At 50.0% G+C, this 17,805-nt stretch carries 14 protein-coding genes; 11 read left to right on the top strand and 3 right to left on the bottom strand.

The window, feature by feature from the left end:
• Nucleotides 1-60: 60 nt before the first annotated feature.
• Together ACO0LM_RS13385 and ACO0LM_RS13380 are read right to left on the bottom strand one after the other, a co-directional pair.
• Nucleotides 61-2,334, bottom strand: coding sequence for a hypothetical protein (locus tag ACO0LM_RS13385; protein ID WP_423037787.1), 2,274 nt, complete (start codon nt 2,332-2,334; stop codon nt 61-63).
• A gap of 176 nt (nt 2,335-2,510) precedes the next feature.
• Complete coding sequence (locus ACO0LM_RS13380; RefSeq protein ID WP_423037786.1) at nt 2,511-4,061, bottom strand: FHA domain-containing protein; 1,551 nt, start codon at nt 4,059-4,061, stop codon at nt 2,511-2,513.
• A 250-nt stretch (nt 4,062-4,311) separates the two neighbouring features.
• On the opposite strand from ACO0LM_RS13380, the gene ACO0LM_RS13375 reads away from it, so the two are divergent.
• The 3 genes from ACO0LM_RS13375 to ACO0LM_RS13365 all read left to right on the top strand — a co-directional run bounded on the left by ACO0LM_RS13375 (nt 4,312) and on the right by ACO0LM_RS13365 (nt 8,009).
• Complete coding sequence (locus ACO0LM_RS13375) at nt 4,312-5,715, top strand: aspartate kinase (protein WP_422984463.1); 1,404 nt, start codon at nt 4,312-4,314, stop codon at nt 5,713-5,715.
• A 413-nt stretch (nt 5,716-6,128) separates the two neighbouring features.
• Nucleotides 6,129-6,716: a TetR/AcrR family transcriptional regulator gene (locus tag ACO0LM_RS13370; RefSeq protein ID WP_423037785.1), complete on the top strand. Its 588-nt coding sequence runs from the start codon at nt 6,129-6,131 to the stop codon at nt 6,714-6,716.
• Between the two features lie 228 nt (nt 6,717-6,944).
• Entirely contained in the window at nt 6,945-8,009 is a 1,065-nt protein-coding gene (locus ACO0LM_RS13365) for an alkene reductase (protein ID WP_423037784.1), read from the top strand.
• Nucleotides 8,010-8,094: 85 nt separating this feature from the next.
• On the opposite strand, the gene ACO0LM_RS13360 is transcribed toward ACO0LM_RS13365, so the two are convergent.
• A complete protein-coding gene (locus ACO0LM_RS13360) occupies nt 8,095-8,928 on the bottom strand; it encodes a dienelactone hydrolase family protein (RefSeq protein WP_423037813.1) in 834 nt (277 codons plus the stop codon).
• Between the two features lie 237 nt (nt 8,929-9,165).
• On the opposite strand from ACO0LM_RS13360, the gene ACO0LM_RS13355 reads away from it, so the two are divergent.
• The 8 genes from ACO0LM_RS13355 to ACO0LM_RS13320 all read left to right on the top strand — a co-directional run bounded on the left by ACO0LM_RS13355 (nt 9,166) and on the right by ACO0LM_RS13320 (nt 17,769).
• Nucleotides 9,166-10,692 (top strand): glycine betaine ABC transporter substrate-binding protein, encoded by a 1,527-nt coding sequence (locus ACO0LM_RS13355; RefSeq protein WP_423037783.1) that lies wholly within the window; start codon nt 9,166-9,168, stop codon nt 10,690-10,692.
• A 127-nt stretch (nt 10,693-10,819) separates the two neighbouring features.
• Nucleotides 10,820-11,869 carry a tetratricopeptide repeat protein gene (locus ACO0LM_RS13350; RefSeq protein ID WP_423037782.1) on the top strand — a complete coding sequence of 350 codons (1,050 nt, stop codon included), beginning with the start codon at nt 10,820-10,822 and terminating at the stop codon, nt 11,867-11,869.
• A 134-nt stretch (nt 11,870-12,003) separates the two neighbouring features.
• Nucleotides 12,004-12,315 carry a helix-turn-helix domain-containing protein gene (locus tag ACO0LM_RS13345; RefSeq protein ID WP_423037781.1) on the top strand — a complete coding sequence of 104 codons (312 nt, stop codon included), beginning with the start codon at nt 12,004-12,006 and terminating at the stop codon, nt 12,313-12,315.
• A complete protein-coding gene (locus ACO0LM_RS13340; RefSeq protein WP_423037780.1) occupies nt 12,312-13,559 on the top strand; it encodes a type II toxin-antitoxin system HipA family toxin in 1,248 nt (415 codons plus the stop codon). Before ACO0LM_RS13345 ends, ACO0LM_RS13340 begins: the two co-directional genes overlap by 4 nt.
• Nucleotides 13,560-13,740: 181 nt before the next feature.
• Complete coding sequence (locus ACO0LM_RS13335; RefSeq protein WP_423037779.1) at nt 13,741-14,757, top strand: GSU2403 family nucleotidyltransferase fold protein; 1,017 nt, start codon at nt 13,741-13,743, stop codon at nt 14,755-14,757.
• Between the two features lie 307 nt (nt 14,758-15,064).
• Nucleotides 15,065-15,967: a nucleoside triphosphate pyrophosphohydrolase family protein gene (locus ACO0LM_RS13330; protein WP_423037778.1), complete on the top strand. Its 903-nt coding sequence runs from the start codon at nt 15,065-15,067 to the stop codon at nt 15,965-15,967.
• The gene (locus ACO0LM_RS13325; protein ID WP_423037777.1) at nt 15,960-16,682 is read left to right on the top strand and encodes a hypothetical protein; all 723 of its coding nucleotides are present in this window, start codon (nt 15,960-15,962) and stop codon (nt 16,680-16,682) included. The genes ACO0LM_RS13330 and ACO0LM_RS13325 overlap by 8 nt, the downstream gene beginning before the upstream one ends.
• Entirely contained in the window at nt 16,675-17,769 is a 1,095-nt protein-coding gene (locus ACO0LM_RS13320) for a uracil-DNA glycosylase family protein (RefSeq protein WP_423037776.1), read from the top strand. Before ACO0LM_RS13325 ends, ACO0LM_RS13320 begins: the two co-directional genes overlap by 8 nt.
• The last annotated feature ends 36 nt before the right edge of the window (nt 17,770-17,805 follow it).

The raw sequence follows: 17,805 nt of genomic DNA, 5'->3' as shown, positions 1-17,805 counted from the left end.
CGGTAAAATCAATTGTTGTCGTGCAGTGTGTTATTTCTTTGATTGACTAACATATGATTTTCATTTGCGACCACCATGTCCGGTTTGTGAAGTGCGGTGGTTGGCGTTTTGCGTCATGCTCAGGTCGATCTCGTGGCGTCTTTGCTGTTCGGTTTCTCTTTGTTGCCGCTCGTCCTGGATGCGTTCCTGCAGCATCTTGACAGCCTGTTCCCAGGTCATGCCTTGCTGCACGCTGGCCATGGCACTCATGGCCTGGGCCGCGTGTGCTGACATGCCGGCCTGCATGGCCAGAATTTGTTCTGCGGTCAGGCTGGCTTGTGTCTGGATTTTGACAATATCGGCCAGGGCAACTGCATTGGGTGCATCGGCAGTGGCGATCTTGCCGGTTTCGCTGAAATTGGCAATCGCGCTCATACGCTCGATGGCGATGCGGGCCAGCAAGGCATCGTGCGCCTGTTGTGCCTGACGTTGTTCACGCTCCAGGTTTAATCTGGCGAACTGGTCGACACGCTCTGCTTCTGCCTGTTGCAATTCTCTTTGCCAGCGGCGTTCATCATCCTGCTGTTTAAGTTGCTGGCGCAGGGTTTCTGCTTCTATATCCGCCAGTGTTGTCTGATGGCGTTGCTGCTGCGCTTGTTGTTCAAACAGGGACTGGGCTTTCAAGGTGTTGAGCAGTTTTTCATGCTGAACCATGGCATCGGCCTGGTTGTCGCTGCGTTTGATGCTATTGACCTTTTCTTGCAACTGACTCAGTTGTAGCCCGGTATCGGCATCGCTAACGCTGTCTTCACGCAACAGGGCACGTTTGCGTTGTTGCTGCAATTCTTCTTCCCAGGCTTGTATGCGCTGGAATTCACGTGCCTTGGCTTCGGCTTCTATGCTGATGAGGATGAGACGGCTTTTTTGTTCTTCGTCTTCCAGTTCCTGTTCACGGCGTGCCAGTTGGTTTTGCTTGTGACGCAGTAATTCCGTTTGGGCTTTTTGCTTGTCTTGATCGGCGATCAGGCTGGCCTGGGCGACTTCATGTTCCAGCTGGAATTTTTGTAACTGATGCTGGATTTTTTGATTCATCAGTTGCGCGGCTTCTTTGCTTTGCAACTGGGTGATTTCAGATTCTGAACGCATCTTGATGCGCGCCAGGGTGCGTATGTGCAGCCACTGGTCCGCTTCGTTCTGGCGATGTTCTGACTTGTGTTTGAGGCTATGTTCCAGCTCTTTGATGGTCTCTGCGGCACCACGTTGCAGCGCATGCTTGCGGCTAGTAGCTTCGACGACGCGGCCATATAATTCCAGCTCGCGCGCGCGTATGGCTTGCAGGCGTTCATTTTCATCCTGGCGCAGCTTGGCGCGGCCCAGGCGTTTCTTGGCGTTTTCCAACTGGCCTTGCATATACAACCAACCCAGGTCTTTACCAAATTGCTGGCGCATTTCTTCACGCCGGTAACGCAGGCGGATTTGCTCTTCCTGTTTGGCGACTTTTTGCCATTCGCTATTGGTGTAGATGGCATCCAGGCGTTTGCTGTGTTCCAGCTGTGCGCGCTGGCCGTCGATGACCAGATGCAGAGTGCCGATTTTTTCGCTGATTTTTTCCCTGTCATCCGTCAGCTTGTCATGACGCACTTCACGGGTAACCGCCTGGGTTGCCACAAAGCCGTATTGGGCTATCATCTGGTTCAGGGTGGACAGCAGGCGTTCATCAAGTTGCTGGCGCAGATGGAGATTGTCTTGCAGTTCGCGCAGCGATTGTGCACCCAAAAATTCAACCGCGATCTGGCGCACCATGGGTTCCAGCAATTGCTGCAATTGCTGGCAAGTGATGATGCCAGGTGCATGCATGAAGTGTTTGGCAAATGCGGACACATCGGCAATCTTGACGCTGACCACAAACTTGGCAACGATCGCCAAAAATTCTGCCGTATGCAAATCATCAAAACTGAATAGCAAGGCAAAGGGGTTGAGACGGGTCAGCAAGATTTCTGCCGCCTGCTCTGTTTGCAAGCCCGCCAGCTGACCAAAAATATCCTTGTCCACATAATCACCGGCATGTAATTCAACAATCTGGCTATCTTGCAGCACATAGGCGCGCGCACTGACAGGGATATGCAGACCTTGCCTGGCGATGCTGCCTAGCGGGTGCACGCCAAAAAACAGGGCGACTTCATTCTCGGTAGGTAACCAGCGGTTATGGCGCAGCACGGCGTCATGCCTGGGGCTGCTCAACATCAAACCGCAATGCGTGCAATACACGGCTGCTTGTATATTGTCGTGGTCACAACGGGGACATTTGAGTTTGGCAGTACTAAAAATACTAAATGGACTGGACAGACTGAACATGCGAGACTCCTCCGGCGCGGGGACATGAATTTTGCACCTGAGCAAAAATGGTAGCACCGGGGGTGGATTTGAAAGACAGGAATAGAAGGAGGATTCGGGTCCAGATCGTGGTTTGTATGGAAAAGGCAAGACCTCTCAACACAGAGACACGGAGACACAGAGGAAATACTGAGATATCAGCTCAGTTCCTTTGATTCCTTGGCAATGCTGTCATTCCTGCTAATCCCATATTCCTGAACATTGACATATGGCACATTGAAATAACGGCAGTCCGACGCTAGCTGAGGCAGTGCTTTCAGGTCAGCAAACCCATCCAGCCGCGTGTCTTGCAAAGTACGCCCATCCCGATACCAGAAACCGCCCAGGAAGTGAAACAGCATGGGCAATGCTGGTGTTGCGTTGCTGTCTGTAGATCCGGGACGGGCTTCTGGTGTTAACAGGTACAACAATTCTGAAGCCGGGTTGGCATCTGCATCGCCAATGATGATGGCATGCGGCAGTATGGCCAGGACTTGCAGCTTCACTATGCCTCTGACGCTGGCGCAGAATTCGATTTGCATGCCAGCCAGCAATGGATAGGGCTGATTTTTCTCCAAGTTGACGCCATCCAGCAAAGTGCCGTAGCGTGATACATCGGTAATCTCTGCCCCCTGAGCTTTTCTGCGGATGATGGCGTGGCGGGCGCTGATGCGGCGGGTCAGTCGGGCATTTTCTGATGCACCACTGCTGCTGTGGCATAGCAGGATATCGGCCTGGGGTTGTGGCTCCATGCGACCGAGTACCCATTCATTCTGGGCGAAGAGCCGGATAGTGCTGTGCGGCTGCGTCTTATCTCTTGCTGCCAGGCTGGCCGAATTTGTTACAGATTTGGTTGCACTGGTGACTGCACTGGTGACTGCATTGCTGACCGCCTTGACTGGCGTCTTTGCGACAGTTGGTAGGGCAACTGGCCTTGGTTTGGCGGGTGCTTCCTGGTCCGCCGCGACTTCGATCAATTCTTCATCCCACGCAATGGTGCCCATGGCGATTTCATATTTGCCCGTGGGTGAGCGCATGTCTAGCTTGGCGATGGATGCATCTTTGGCATTGATTTCTATATTCATGTTGCCCTGCGCATAGCCGTTGGATTGCCCTAAGCCGCTGAGGGTGGCAATCGCTCCATTTTCTGCCATGACCCGGACATTTTTTTGTGCGGCTAAATAGACGCTATGGATTTCTGTCAATGAGACATCTGACCGTGGGATGAAGATCACGGTGGTGCACAGCCATTTGCGCGGGATGCTGCCTGCCTGTTCGTATAAGAGGGCGACTTCCAGCGGGTATTGTCCATGCTCTTTGTTTTTGGAGGTGAAGCTGATCAGCAGAGGTTGCCATTGACCGGATGCGGTGCGCAATAGTCTGTGTGTGGATGCGCCACCGGCAATCAGGTCTGAACGCAAATGCACGGCCAGGCTGCGGATGTCCGGCGGCAATGTGCCACGCAATTCCAGCCGTATGGTTTGACGGCCACCTGCTGCGCGCGGGTCATAACCGCTGAAATGCAGGTGCAGATTGGCCGGCGCAGTTGCTACCGCTTGCCGGGTGATGACGCCTGCGGATGCCTTTAACACGGCGGTGCGGCTGGTGCTGACCTGCGCGGCTTGCGCGTGGCCAGCGGCGCAGATGGCTTCGCCTTCAGCCACCCAATGCGTGCAATGGGGGTGATCCGGGGCTTGGCATTTTTTCATGGTAAGACAGGGTCACAGTACGGGCGATGATCCTACTATAAGGCTTGAAGCGCCAGAGCATATGGGCGAACAAGGCTGGCTTTTGCCATTTGCTTGCGGGATGCTCGGGTAGCTGCGTTGACCTGCCATCTTCCCTGCATTACCCTTGTCGGTTCCGATATGCTGCATTTCGCATTTGCTACGATTTTTTTTTGCAGAATGTTTGTGAAATGTCTGTTACCAATATGCCATCCCTGTTTTGGAAAATGCAATGAAAAAAATCGTCGTCAAATTTGGTGGCTCCAACCTGCGTCAGCCTGAAGATATCAATCGCGTCGTCAACGTAGTACAAACTTACCAGCGCCCGCTGGTGCTGGTGGTGTCGGCGTTTTATGGCATTACCAATGCACTGATTGCCTGCGTGCAAGCCGCCAAAGAAGGTGCAGGCACAGCAGCCGCCCTGGCCGAAAGCCAGAATTACACACTCAATCTGCGTGCACTGAAAAAGCAGATCCTGGAAGCGAATATCAGCGATGCAGCGCAGCGTGCGCGTATAGAAAAAGCACTGGCGGTGCGACTGGATCAGTTAGACCGTTATCTGACGGGCATACATTGCATAGGCGATGTACCCACCTTCGTGAATGATGCCATCCTCAGTTATGGCGAGCGCTTGTCCAGCCTGCTGCTGACTGAAGTCTTGCTGAGTCGTGGCATCAAGGCACGTGAAGCCTTGCCTGAAGATATAGGTTTGGTCACCGATGGTGTGTTCGGCAATGCTGCCTGCGATTTTAAAGTCAGTGCCCCGGCTGTCGCCAAGGCACTGGAAGGGGATGAAGTGATAGTCGTACCCGGCTTTTATGGTGTAGACAGCAATGGCAAGGCGACGTTGTTTGGGCGCGGTGGTTCGGACTATTCAGCTGCATCCATTGCCTGTTGCATAGGGGCCGAATCGCTGGATGTATGGAAGGATGTCGATGGTTTCCTGAGCGCCGACCCCGGCACGGTGGCGGTGCCGCATACGATCACGCAATTGAATTACCTGGAGGCGGCCGAACTGTCTTACTTTGGTGCCAAGATTTTGCATCCGCGCACGGTAGAACCTTTGTTTGACCAGAACATTCCTATCCGTATCTTGAACATCACCCGCCCGGAACGGGGCTTGCAGCCTTACACCATCATCAATGCGCAACGCAAGGTGACACGCGATGTGGTGAAAAGCGTCACGTCGACCGAAGACGTGGCGATACTCAAGCTGCATGGCCCCGGCGTGGGATTCAAGCCAGGCATCCTGGCACAGGTGACCCAGACGCTGGATGCGAATGGTATCAATATCAAGAGTGTGCTGACGGCACAGACCGCCATTAATATCCTGGTGTCACGCGACCATCTGGATGCCGCCTATGCAGCGCTGGTGGAACATCATCTGGCAGGCGTGGTCGAAGTGTCACGCAATGACGAAGTAGCCATCGTCGCGGTGGTGGGCGACGGCGTGCTGGAAGCATCCGACGTAGGCGGTGCCATTGCCAGCCGCGCCCTGTCGGCTGCCATTGCTGCCGGAGTGCATGTCTGCCTGGCTGCTGCCGGGGCCAGCGAAGTGGCGGCGTATATGCTGGTGCAGCAGGATGACAGGAAGCTGGCTTTGCAAGCGATACATGCGGAGTTTTTCGGGGGGTAATGGGTTCGGCGCTTGCAGCTTTTGTTATCTTAAAAATCAGGCTTTGATGCTTTCTGGCAAAAAAATTCTGTCGTGATCAAGGAAAGCCGCTGGGCTCCAGCCTGCGCTCACTGCTGTCCGGAATAATGTACCTGACAAAAAATGACCAGGACGCCCCCTCCCTTTCAAGGGGAGGGCTGGGGTGGGGATGGGTTTCGGTCGATTAATCATAGACGAATTTACGTCGGAAACCCATCCCCATCCCAACCATTCCACCGCGCAGCTTGCAAGCTGCTTAGAAATTTGTGGCACAAAGCTGCGCTTTGCGAATTCCCACAAATCTCCCCTTGAAGGGGAAGGGGGCTTAGAAGGCAGTTTTTGCCATTGAAATATATTACTAGACGACTGGTCTAATTTGATCTAGAATGCGAAACATGACTACTCCGCGCGCCGATGTCAGGCAACATATCCTCGATACAGCCAAGCCCATTATTTTGGGCAAGGGCTTTTCTGTGGTCGGTTTGAATGAAGTATTGACAGCCGCAGCGGTGCCCAAGGGTTCGTTTTATCACTATTTCAAATCCAAGGAATTGTTTGGTGAAGCCTTGCTGGATGATTATTTTGCTGGCTATCTGGCAGCGATTGATGTGCTCTTGAAAACCAGTGAGGAACCGGCAGCGCAGCGTCTGATGCGCTACTGGCAAGGCTGGTTGCCGGAACGCCCGGGCGAAAGTGTGCAATGCCAGTGTTTGGCGGCGAAACTGAGTGGCGAAGTATCCGATTTGTCTGAAGCCATGCGACTGGCCTTGCAACATGGCACGGACAGCATTATTGCCCGGCTGGCCGACTGCATGCGCGAAGGCATTGCCGATGGCTCGCTGCCTGCAGATCTGGATGCGGCCCATTGCGCCCAGACCCTATATGCGATGTGGCTGGGTGCGACTTTGCTGGCCAAGATACGGCGTGACATGAGTTCGCTGGAGAATGCGATGCAAGCCACCCGCAAGATGCTTCAGTTGTAGGGTTCGCTAAAACCCAAAACGAATTTCCCGAAGGTGATATGAATATAAACGATTTATCTTTGCAAGTTTTTTATAGACGACCAGTCTAATTTTTATCTTGAAGTATCTTAATTAAGCTACACATAGCATTCCAATTGTGGCTTATCTGCCCTGATTTTTAAGCCTTGATTTTTAAGTTTTTCTGTTTGTTTTTTGCTACCCCACACGCACTCCATAAAGGAAAAAGAAATGTTATTCAACCCTCTGCAAACTGGTTCTGTTTCACTGCCTAACCGTATCCTGATGGCACCACTGACACGTGCACGTGCTGACGCCGGACACATGCCTAACGCCCTGATGGCGGAATACTATAGCCAGCGCGCCAGTGCCGGCCTGATCGTTACTGAATGCACGATGGTGGCTGAAAACACCTCGGCCTTCTATGCTGAACCAGGCATTTACAACGCTGAACAAGTCGCCGCATGGAAAGTCGTGACGGATGCCGTGCATGCCAAAGGCGGCAAGATTTTTATGCAGATCTGGCACGCTGGTCGCGCCGCCGTACCTGCATTCAATAACGGTATTGAAAACGTAGCGCCAAGCGCCATCGCCATTGATTCAGAAGTGCAAACACCGAACGGCAAGATCCCCAATGCTGTTCCACGCGCACTGCGTCTGGATGAAATCCCTGCACTGGTTGCCGCTTATGTGCAAGGTGCAAAAAATGCGATTGCTGCCGGCTTTGACGGTGTTGAAGTACATGGTGCCAATGGTTACCTGATCGACCAGTTCTTGCGTGACAGTGCCAATCAACGTACCGACAACTATGGTGGTTCTATCGAAAACCGCGCACGTTTCCTGTTTGAAGTACTGACTGCAGTCAATGCCGCCATCGGCTCTGACAAGGTTGGTCTGCGCCTGTCCCCTCTGAACAGCTATAACAGCATGAAGGACAACGATCCGCTGGCTTTGATTTCTTACCTGACTACCCGTCTGAATGATTTCAAACTGGCTTATCTGCACCTGATGCGTTCTGATTTCTTCCAGGCACAAACTGGCGATGTCCTGACCATTGCCCGCGAAAACTACAAAGGCGTGTTGATCGGCAATATGGGTTACAACGCCGAAGAAGCCAACCAGGCTATTAGCAGCGGCAAGCTGGATGCGATTGCTTTTGGCACCAGTTTCCTGGCCAACCCTGATCTGCCGGCACGTATCAAACAAGGTGCAGCATTGAATGCGCCTGATGCGTCGACTTTCTATTCCCCAGGTGCCAAGGGTTATACCGATTACCCTAGCCTGCAAGCTGCGTAATCCAACGTAATCCAACGTAATCCAACATAATCAACTATGCTGTAATGAAAATGCCCGGAACTATCCGGGCATTTTTTATGTCTGCTCAATTTGAGTCAGCAGGCACAAGCCTGCTGCGAAAGAACGCCAATATTTCATCCCGCGCTGCCAGCGTTGGTTGTCCTGCTTCATCAATCAAATGCGCGGTGACCACGCTGTGCGGTGTGGTCACGTAACGTTTGAAGAACGGGGCGGTGTCCTGATTCGCTGCGCTGTCTGGCAATACACGGGAGATGAAGCGGTCACCCAGTGCTTCTGCAAATGCAGCAAAACGCTGGGCACGGCAAAAGGCATCACCTTCAAAACGGTATGCCATGACAGTCAGGTCTTCGTCTTCCAGTCGTTGCCGTATGGCTTGCAGCTCTGCCGTATCCAGGCCGGTACCTGCCGGGTCATCCATGGGCAGTGAGGGTTGCGATACCACGGGGGCAAGCACTGCCGGTTCCAGCATCATGGACAAGGCAAAATTGCCGGTGAAGCACATGCCTACGGCACCCACACCAGGGCCACCACATTCAGCATGCGCCAGGTTTGCTAATGCGCGTAACCACAAGGTGACCGGGCTGGAACCCTTGCCGGCAAAGGCACGAAATTCTGCACTGACGCAGGCTTTCTGGAATACGGCGGCACCCTCTTCTGCCGTCGCCACCACACCATCACGACCAAACAAGGAAGGCATGTAGACGGTAAAACCTGCATCGCGCACCCAGCGCGCAAAGCGTGCCACATGCGGGCTGATGCCAGGCATTTCTGTCATGACGATGACGGCTGGCCCGCTGCCATTGCTGCTGCCACTACCCGTAAGGTACACACGTTTGCTGACATCATTGAGTGTTATTTCGCGCGGCGTAAAATCGGACAAGGGGTCATCGGCACGCATGTCTTGTTTATTGATGTCTTGTTTATTGATGTCTTGTTTATTGATGTCTTGCTTGCTGATATCTTTGATGGAGATGGACATGGATGCTCCTGTCTGATGTGGAACTTGCAGTGTAAGTCTGCATACCAGGCACGGGTAGCGGTGGTTTGGCCAATATCAGGGCTGAATTGGCCATACCTGCGGTGCATGTAGAATACGCAGGAATTCTACCCATGGCAGTTTAGCGGAGCAAACACGATGCTTAACAAATGCAGGCTGCAATATCACTCTATAGCGCTGACGCGTGTACTTGTTCTATTTTGTGCCGTGACGGTACCAGCGCTGGCGGCAGATACGCTGAATGTGGGTTCCAAACGCTTTACCGAATCGTATGTGCTGGGTGAAGTATTGACGCAGACCGCTGCGCCCCATGCCTCTGTGCGACATCAGCAGGGCTTGGGTAACACGGCAATCGTGTTTAATGCGCTGAAGACCGGCAGCATTGATATCTACCCGGAATACATGGGCACCATCAATACTGAAATCCTCAAGCACGACAGCACATTAAGCCTGCCGCAAATGCAGGCGGAACTGGCTTTGCAAGGCCTGGGTGTTGCCGTGCCGCTGGGTTTTAATAATACCTATGCGCTGGCGATGCTGCCCAAGGATGCCAACACATCACCAACAACACTGACAGACCTGGCGGCACAGACCGGCTTGCGCTTTGGCCTGTCGCATGAATTTTTAGGGCGTGCCGATGGCTGGCCGGGCTTGGTCAGACGTTATCACCTGCCACAACAGGCAACCGGGCTGGACCACGGCATTGCATATGAAGCCCTGGCGGCGGGCCAGGTCGACGTCATCGATATTTATTCTACCGACGCCAAGATCAGACAACTGGGCTTGCGTGTGCTGACCGATGATGCAAATTATTTCCCCCGTTATAATGCCGTGTTGTTGTACAGGCTGGACATGCCAGCACGCTTCCCGCAAGCATGGGCGGCGATTCAGCAACTGGAAGGCAAGATCAATAATGCGCAAATGATCGCCATGAATGCGGCGGTGGAAATCGACGGCCAAAGCTTTGCCCAGGTGGCGCAGCAATTTGTGGCGAAAGCACCTGGCACGCCAGCGGTGCGAGAAAGTTTTATGCACAAGTTGTTTGGTCCGGATTTTATTCGTCTGACATCGCAACACCTGTTGCTGGTGCTGCTGGCGATTGCTGTGGCCAGTGTGTTGGGCATACCACTTGGCATCGTCGCCGCTTTTAGTCCGCGCCTGCGTGAGGTGGTCATGAGCATGGTCGGCATTTTGCAAACCATACCTTCATTGGCTTTGCTGGCGATGCTAATACCACTATTGGGGATGATAGGTTTTACGCCGGCCCTGATTGCCCTGTCGCTGTATGCTTTGCTGCCCATCGTACGCAATACCAGTGTCGGCATAGCGCAGGTACCGGCAGGCTTGCGGCTGGCAGCGCATGCACTGGGCCTTTCAACGCGTGACCGCTTGCTGCACATCGATTTGCCACTGGCACTGCCAACCATTTTGGCGGGCATCAAGACAGCAGCCGTCATGAGCGTGGGCACGGCCACCATCGCCGCCTTCATCGGTGCCGGTGGTTATGGCGAACGCATCGCCATAGGCCTGGCCCTGAATGACAACCAGATGCTGCTGGCCGGTGCCCTGCCTGCTGCGGCACTGGCTTTATTGACGCAATGGGGCTTTGATTTCCTGGAGAGACTGGTAGTGAAAACCGCGAATACCGCGCATAAACAAGGCTGACGCAAATCGTCACAAATAATTTGCGGGAAGAAATTGTTACAACTTCGGTAATTTATTGACACATAATTTCTTGCGCCAAAATATCGGACCGTCATAATGAACTGTCAACATTGAATAGTTCATTACCATGTTCAAACGCCTTCTGTCTGTTTTTAGCAGTAACAAATCATCCGGCCAAACCGCGCCGGCATCCACACCAAAACCAGCAACCCCGGCAACCCCCGCAACCCCATCAGTCACACCCACAGTAAAATCAGCGACCACCAGCAGCCCGGCAGCTACCCCAGCCGAGATCGAAAATGGCGAACCAATCACGGCCTATGATGCGCAAGGCCGCCAGGTCATGGTGCCACGTAATGAATGGCGTGAAAAAGTCTTGTTGCCCAGCATCGCAGAAAAATCGAATGATCCCGATGCCCTGTACAACATCATCATGACTGCGCTGAATGATGGCTTTGCCAAAGATCTGGTGCCAGCAGCAGACCGCCTGCTAGCCATCGACACCATCGCCGAACGCGGTTACACCGTACACGGCATCGTCTTGCTGGAAAACGGCAGATTGCCAGAAGCCGAAGCAACGCTGAAAGCCGGCATGCAAAAAATCGGTGCCACCGGCACCCTGCTGACCAATCTGGCCAAGGTCATATGGGAAGCCGGTGACCAAGTCGCAGCCAAAGACATACTCTGGCAAGCCATACAAGCCGCCCCGAACCTGGAAAACAGCCTGATGTGGTGGTTGGCCATAGAACGTGAACAACATGGCGACGTCGCCTACCTGGAAGCCCTGCACACCGTCTGCACCCTGCCGCAGACCTGGCGTGCACAACTGGTGCTGGCGCAATTCTATCTCGAACAAAACCTGCCAGAAACCGCCGTCAACCTGTACCAAAAAGTGCTGCACGCAAAACTGTATGACGCCAGCGCACTGGCCAGTATTTCCGGCGCGCTGGGCAGCCACGGCCATATCACCAATATCATCGAACTGATCGCCCCCGTCTACCAGCCAGAACGCCACGACCCCATGGCCGGCCTGAACCTGCTGCGCGCCTACCAGCAACTGCGCCGCAACAAAGAAGGGCAGGCTTTGCTGAACAAAATGCGGGCCGTAGACCTGGGGCCGTACCAACATTACCTGGACGAATTTGCGCGGAGTTTTGGAGAAATGCGGGTGGCTTAATCCAGGCACAATGATGAATCAAAATGCAAATTTATGGCTATCAATCCGACCTAAAAACCTGCCTTATACACGACCGTAACTAGTATAATTTCATTGGAAAGTTAGATTAACCAAGTTTAATCTATAGAAAACCAATGGATTTCTCTTTACTCTTGCCGGATGAAATTTGTGTAAAACTCGGTGAACGGGCGCGTGAGCGGCGTTTGCTGCTGAACATCAGCATAGAAGAGTTGGCGCCGCGCATAGACGTCTCGGCACAAACAGTCAGCAGTTTTGAACGTACAGGCAAATGTACGCTGACTAGCATTGTCCGCATACTGGAGTCCTTGAATGCGACGCCAGATTTACAAACAATTCTGGTACCCCAAACAAATAGCATAGAAGATATGCGGGCAAAGCCCGTAGTGCAAGCCAGGCAACGGGCTTATCGCAAAAGCTCGCCATGAAAGAGCTTAAAGTTAACTACCAGACCCATGGCGTATCACTTTGGCTGGGTACACTGGGCGACGACGGTCGTAACATCTTGTTCCAGTATTCGCCAGTCGCAATTGCACGTGGCCTCGAACTTTCCCCTATACGCCTGCCACTACGACCAAACGCCTATCCTGACAAACAGATGGATTACCTGACCATCAGGCGCGTGCCTGGATTGATCTACGATTCCTTGCCTGATAGTTGGGGTTTCCAGTTGATGAATCGTCGCATGAAAGCCCAAGGCATAGACATAAACACCGACAAAATTTCAGTTCTGGACAGACTCGCCTATCTTGGTAACAACACCATGGGAGCCTTAACATATGAACCTGCCAGCGAAAGCAATCTGGAAATCACAGACCTTGCATTAATTGACCTTGCAAAAGAAGTGCAGGCTGTGGAGACAGATGATCGCCACAAGGTCTTGGCCGAACTGGCTAAAGCAGCTAGCTCACCCGGCGGCGCACGCCCCAAGGCCCTGGTCTATTACAAGCCTGCAACGGGACAGGTGAGCACCGAATATATGCCCAACGCAGAAGCCTGGCTGATGAAATTTCCTGCAAAAGAAGATGCCAAGGATAGTTGCGCACTGGAAGAACTGTATGCACGTCTGGCACGAAAATGTGGCTTGGGCATGGGCGACACGCAATTCTTTGAATTGCCCGATGGCCTGACAGCATTTGGCACCAAACGTTTTGACCGCGATCATGGACAACGTATCCACGTGCATTCATTAGCTGGCTTATTGCATGTCAACTATCAAATACCCGCCCTGGGCTACAGCGAATTCATGCGCGCAACGCGCAGGCTGACACGCGATGCCAGGGAATTAAAAAAAGCATTCCAACGCTGCGTCTTTAATGTATTGATGAACAACCGCGACGACCATGCAAAAAACCTGTCCTATCTGATCAACACAAATCAGGAATGGGAACTCGCCCCACCCTACGACCTGACCTATTGCCGCGGCTACCAGGGTGAACATTTCATGGACGTTGCCGGCGAAGGCAAATCACCAACGCGGGCACATATTTTAAAAGTTGCACAAGACGGTGGCCTGAAAGACAAAGAGGCGCAGCATATGATGTATGAAGTGCTGGATTTAATTAGTGCAGCAGATTTCAAGAATGCTGCACGGGATTTGCCTGTCTCAAGAAAAACATTGAGCATGGTGGGCAAGGCTATTGAGGGGAATCGGTTAAGGTTGCTTGCTTAGAACTGCTCGATAGGTTTTGTGATTTTGTCTAATTGCTGGGGTGTTTTCTATTGGCACTTCCTATTACAATATAATTAAAATAACGATAACCTGTATGAAAAATCTCTTATTTCAAAACTTCAGATAAAATTTTACAATGTAAGTCATTGATAAATAAACAGTTTCAACATAAACTATTGAAATGATAAAGAATGTTGAAACCCTGGATTTGCCTGAAGATACTCTGCGCCAATATATAGACGCAAGGCAGACATTTCTCGCTTATGAGCAAGCACAAGCCAAATTGAACGAGTTCCGTGGAGGAATGATTTGGCGTCAGCAAAAGAATCGTGACTATCTTGTTCGAACCAGCACCAAAGGTGCCCAAACCGGCTTAGGTGCACGCGGCCCCGAAACTGAAGCTATCTACGACAAATTCACTTCAGGCAAGGCTCGTGCTGAAGACAATTTGAAAAACTTGCGCGCTGCACTGGAACGCCACCGCCGCATGAACAAGGCCCTACGAGTCGGCCGTACACCCGATATGTTAATCGACATATTGAATGGATTGAAACGTGCCGGCCTGAATGAAAAGCTGATGGTGATCGGCACGAACGCGCTCTACGCTTATGAGACAGCCGCCAGTGCTCGCGTTGAGGCGGGGCAACTGGCCACCAGGGACTTTGATCTTTTATGGGACAACCGAAGCAAGCTCAGTCTTGCCACCATGGAAGGACCATTGGCAGAAGGCATGCTGGGATTTCTGCGCCGCATCGATTCTTCATTCACCCTACGTGACGACCAGCAATACACTGCAGTCAACAAACATGGTTACGAGATCGATATCCTGCGCAGAATGGGGCCGGGCAGCGACAATGAACCCGCACGTATGTCGGCCATTGACGATGACTTCTGGGCAGTCAAGGCAAAAAATGCCGATTGGTTACTCAGTGCCCCGAAATTCAGTGAAGTTGTCATCGGCGTCAACGGCGGAATCGCCCGCATGGTCACCGTCGATCCCAGAGCATTCGTTCTTTTCAAACTCTGGATGGCGAAACAAACGAGCCGGGAATATGCCAAACGCATTCGCGACCAAAGTCAGGCCAAAGTCGTCATCGGCTTGATACGCGAACGGTTGCCTCAGTTTGAATTCGAAGATTTATGTACTTTCCCGGCAGGCGTGGCCAGACTTTTAGATGCAGACGAGCCGGATTTATAGATGGGCACCCTTTTTCTAAGGGTAATAGCCGAGTGAGATTACTAAATCACATTAATTTGATACCAAATTACTCTTATTAACACAAAGGCCATTCTTATTTCTGACAGGCAATCAAACTAGCAAATCTAAAAATACAGGCAAAACTTACTTAAATACAATCAACACCCCTAACAGATCCTCATCTGCAATGTTGCGGATGCATTGAGAAATTTTATTTTTTGCAAATAATTGATAAATAAATATCAAATTAGTTTACTCGATGTTAAATTATTAATTATTGATCTTAACAAAACTGACAGGTGCCATCGTGACAAAAATTACTCGAAAAAGAGCGCGATCACCATTAACTCTCAGAGAATATCAAAAAGCGGTTGATAAAACCGACGAAAAAAAACGGGCTATTATTTCTTTGTTAGGCTTAGTAGGCGAAATTGGAGATCTACAGAGCATAGTAAAAAAGGCTCTCTTACGAAATACACATCCGACATTCAAACAAGAAATATCTGAAGAAATTGGAGACATACTTTGGTACGTTTCTAGCTTGGCATCGTGCTACAAATTGTCACTCGAAGAAATTGCAAACGAGAATTTGAAGAAAGCACACCAACTTTTTGATCAAGGAAGTATAACGATTTTCGACGCAGACTATCCCGCAGACGAGAGATTCCCAAGGCAGTTCTCAGTAACATTTAGCGAAAAAACTGTAGATTCTTCAATAAAAGTAAAAATTGCTATTAATAGTGTTTTTGTCGGAGACGATCTTGACGATAACGCACACGAAGACGACGGGTATAGATATCACGATATTTTCCATTTAGCATATGCTGCAGTACTAGGATGGTCCCCCGTAGTTCGAAAACTACTGCGCATTAAGCGTAAAAGTAATGCGTCTACTGATCGCATAGAAGATGGTGCACGGGCCATTTTTCTTGAGGAGGCAATTTCGGTATTTGTATTCAATCAAGCAGATGCCCGAAATTACTATCATGAGAAAAATTCTATCGATTTTGGTTTGTTAAAAACAATCAAAAAATTAAGCGAAACACTTGAGGTAAAACGCTGCACCATCAAGCAATGGCAAGAAGCTATTTATCAAGGCTATATGGTTTTCAGAATGCTTAAGAAAAACAAAGGCGGGACCGTCGCATTGGATCTAGATAAAGCCACAATATCTTTTCAATCTACCTCTGCAATTCAAAATCATGAATGACATCAGCGAAGCGACGTGCCAAGCTGCGTGGCAAGAGGCGATAAAAATGTTGCTTCGGGAACGAGGTGAAATTTTCAATCTAATTACCCAGATCGATAATCCGTGTCTGTTAGATCCAGATTGGATTTCAAATCATTGCCCTAAAGCGACTGGAAATGGGAATGAAAGAATTTCTGACGTAATTGATACTATATTTCCAATTTCATTGCATGAGCGATATGCGAATCGCACTCAATTGTATATTGAATATCTTAAACGTCATACGCGAGCCATGAAGTGGAGCCGAAACAGAGGACGTTGGGGTACATATTTTGAGCGTCTAATCGCATTCGGAAAAAATGATCGTGTCAATCAATTAGAACGTGTAATAGAAAAACTCAATAATTGGGAACAGAGAAATACAACTGGTCTAGTTTTTCACTTATCATCGCCCGCAACAGATGCTCCAAGAACGCGTGGTGGGCCATGTTGGCATTTTGGGGAAATTTTGTGGCACTCTAACAACGTAATCGATCTTGTGGTTGTGTATCGGAATCATGATTTTTTTAATAAAGCACTTGGTAATTTTATTGGCTTAGGAAAATTATTAGAATTCATTGCATTTTCGTCAGGGAAAATACCGGGCAAATTAATTTGCCACTCGATCCATGCATATGCAGATGGTTCAAATAGTCGCCTCATAAAACTAGCTGGGATAACAATTCAAAATGAGTAATTTAAAGAAGGAAACTGAAATTCAATTTTCAGAACTTATTTCTGAAGTTAAAAATTGCAAAAAATGTCCGAGAATGTGCGACAGCGAGAGGGTGCTTGGGCCGGCGAGTGGTTCGCTAAACGCGAAGGTATTATTTATAGGGGAAGCTCCAGGTAGATTAGGAGCAGACGAATCTCAAATACCATTTCACGGAGACAAATCGGGACATAACTTCGAAGCACTACTTGAACAAGTACAGTTGAGTCGATATGAATTATTTGTTACAAATGCAGTGCTGTGCAATCCACGTGATGAAAAAGGAAATAATGCGACTCCCACGACAACTGAAATTAAAAATTGTGCGAACTTCCTTAAAAAACAAATCGAATTAGTCGATCCTCAAATTGTTGTCACGTTGGGTGGAACCGCATTGAAGGCATGTTCGCTAGTTGAGGAACACAATCTAGAACTTAAAGCGCAAGTTAGGACCTCCAATAAATGGTTAAACAGAATCCTGATACCTGCATACCATCCTGGTCAACGTGCCATGATTCACAGAAGTTTTCCTAATCAACTTTCAGATTATCAATATATTTCAGAGCAAGCGAAGCGTAATGGAAAAAACAAGGTGAAATCCATTTCTTCAATTTCTAGTAAAGGAACAAAAGAGCTTGTTGAAGAAATCACCTCGCGCAATTCAGATTTATCGTACTTTGCTTTGCATAAATTATTTTTTATGGTCGAAGCAAAAGCGATAGATGAGCTCGGCTCTAGACTGACAGATTCATATATTATTAGGCAAAAAGATGGTCCATATTGCGTAGATTTACATCCAAAGAAATTAAATTTTCTTGGTCTACAACTTTCAACTTATACTCGAAACCATAATCTGTATATCCGACGTAATTCAACAAAATCTTTGTTTTCCGAAAATAATTTTAACGCCCCTCAAATTGCGTTAATTGATAGTGTAATGAAAAAATATGGCCATTTGGCAGACGCAGATTTAAAACGAGTTGCATACTGCACCAGCGCTATGAGATCTATGCTCCGAAAAGAAAAGGAACTAGGCCTAAATTTGTTTAACGCACCGTTATTAAACCCATGATTATTTGCTTTGTAAAATAATACTGGGACCTGTTTC

Origin of the sequence: Undibacterium sp. Di26W (assembly GCF_049340265.1) — a bacterium.
Lineage (GTDB): Bacteria > Pseudomonadota > Gammaproteobacteria > Burkholderiales > Burkholderiaceae_D > Undibacterium.
This window is presented reverse-complemented; position numbering and strand designations above follow the sequence as displayed.

Bases quoted from the DNA above. Each gene is read 5' to 3' on its own strand.
- ACO0LM_RS13380 (WP_423037786.1), bottom strand. From the start codon at position 4,061: ATGAAAAAATGCCAAGCCCCGGATCACCCCCATTGCACGCATTGGGTG.
- ACO0LM_RS13385 (WP_423037787.1), bottom strand. From the start codon at position 2,334: ATGTTCAGTCTGTCCAGTCCATTTAGTATTTTTAGTACTGCCAAACTC.
- ACO0LM_RS13325 (WP_423037777.1), top strand. From the start codon at position 15,960: ATGAATGACATCAGCGAAGCGACGTGCCAAGCTGCGTGGCAAGAGGCG.
- ACO0LM_RS13355 (WP_423037783.1), top strand. From the start codon at position 9,166: ATGCTTAACAAATGCAGGCTGCAATATCACTCTATAGCGCTGACGCGT.
- ACO0LM_RS13375 (WP_422984463.1), top strand. From the start codon at position 4,312: ATGAAAAAAATCGTCGTCAAATTTGGTGGCTCCAACCTGCGTCAGCCT.
- ACO0LM_RS13320 (WP_423037776.1), top strand. From the start codon at position 16,675: ATGAGTAATTTAAAGAAGGAAACTGAAATTCAATTTTCAGAACTTATT.
- ACO0LM_RS13345 (WP_423037781.1), top strand. From the start codon at position 12,004: ATGGATTTCTCTTTACTCTTGCCGGATGAAATTTGTGTAAAACTCGGT.
- ACO0LM_RS13370 (WP_423037785.1), top strand. From the start codon at position 6,129: ATGACTACTCCGCGCGCCGATGTCAGGCAACATATCCTCGATACAGCC.
- ACO0LM_RS13360 (WP_423037813.1), bottom strand. From the start codon at position 8,928: ATGCGTGCCGATGACCCCTTGTCCGATTTTACGCCGCGCGAAATAACA.
- ACO0LM_RS13335 (WP_423037779.1), top strand. From the start codon at position 13,741: ATGATAAAGAATGTTGAAACCCTGGATTTGCCTGAAGATACTCTGCGC.
- ACO0LM_RS13350 (WP_423037782.1), top strand. From the start codon at position 10,820: ATGTTCAAACGCCTTCTGTCTGTTTTTAGCAGTAACAAATCATCCGGC.
- ACO0LM_RS13340 (WP_423037780.1), top strand. From the start codon at position 12,312: ATGAAAGAGCTTAAAGTTAACTACCAGACCCATGGCGTATCACTTTGG.
- ACO0LM_RS13365 (WP_423037784.1), top strand. From the start codon at position 6,945: ATGTTATTCAACCCTCTGCAAACTGGTTCTGTTTCACTGCCTAACCGT.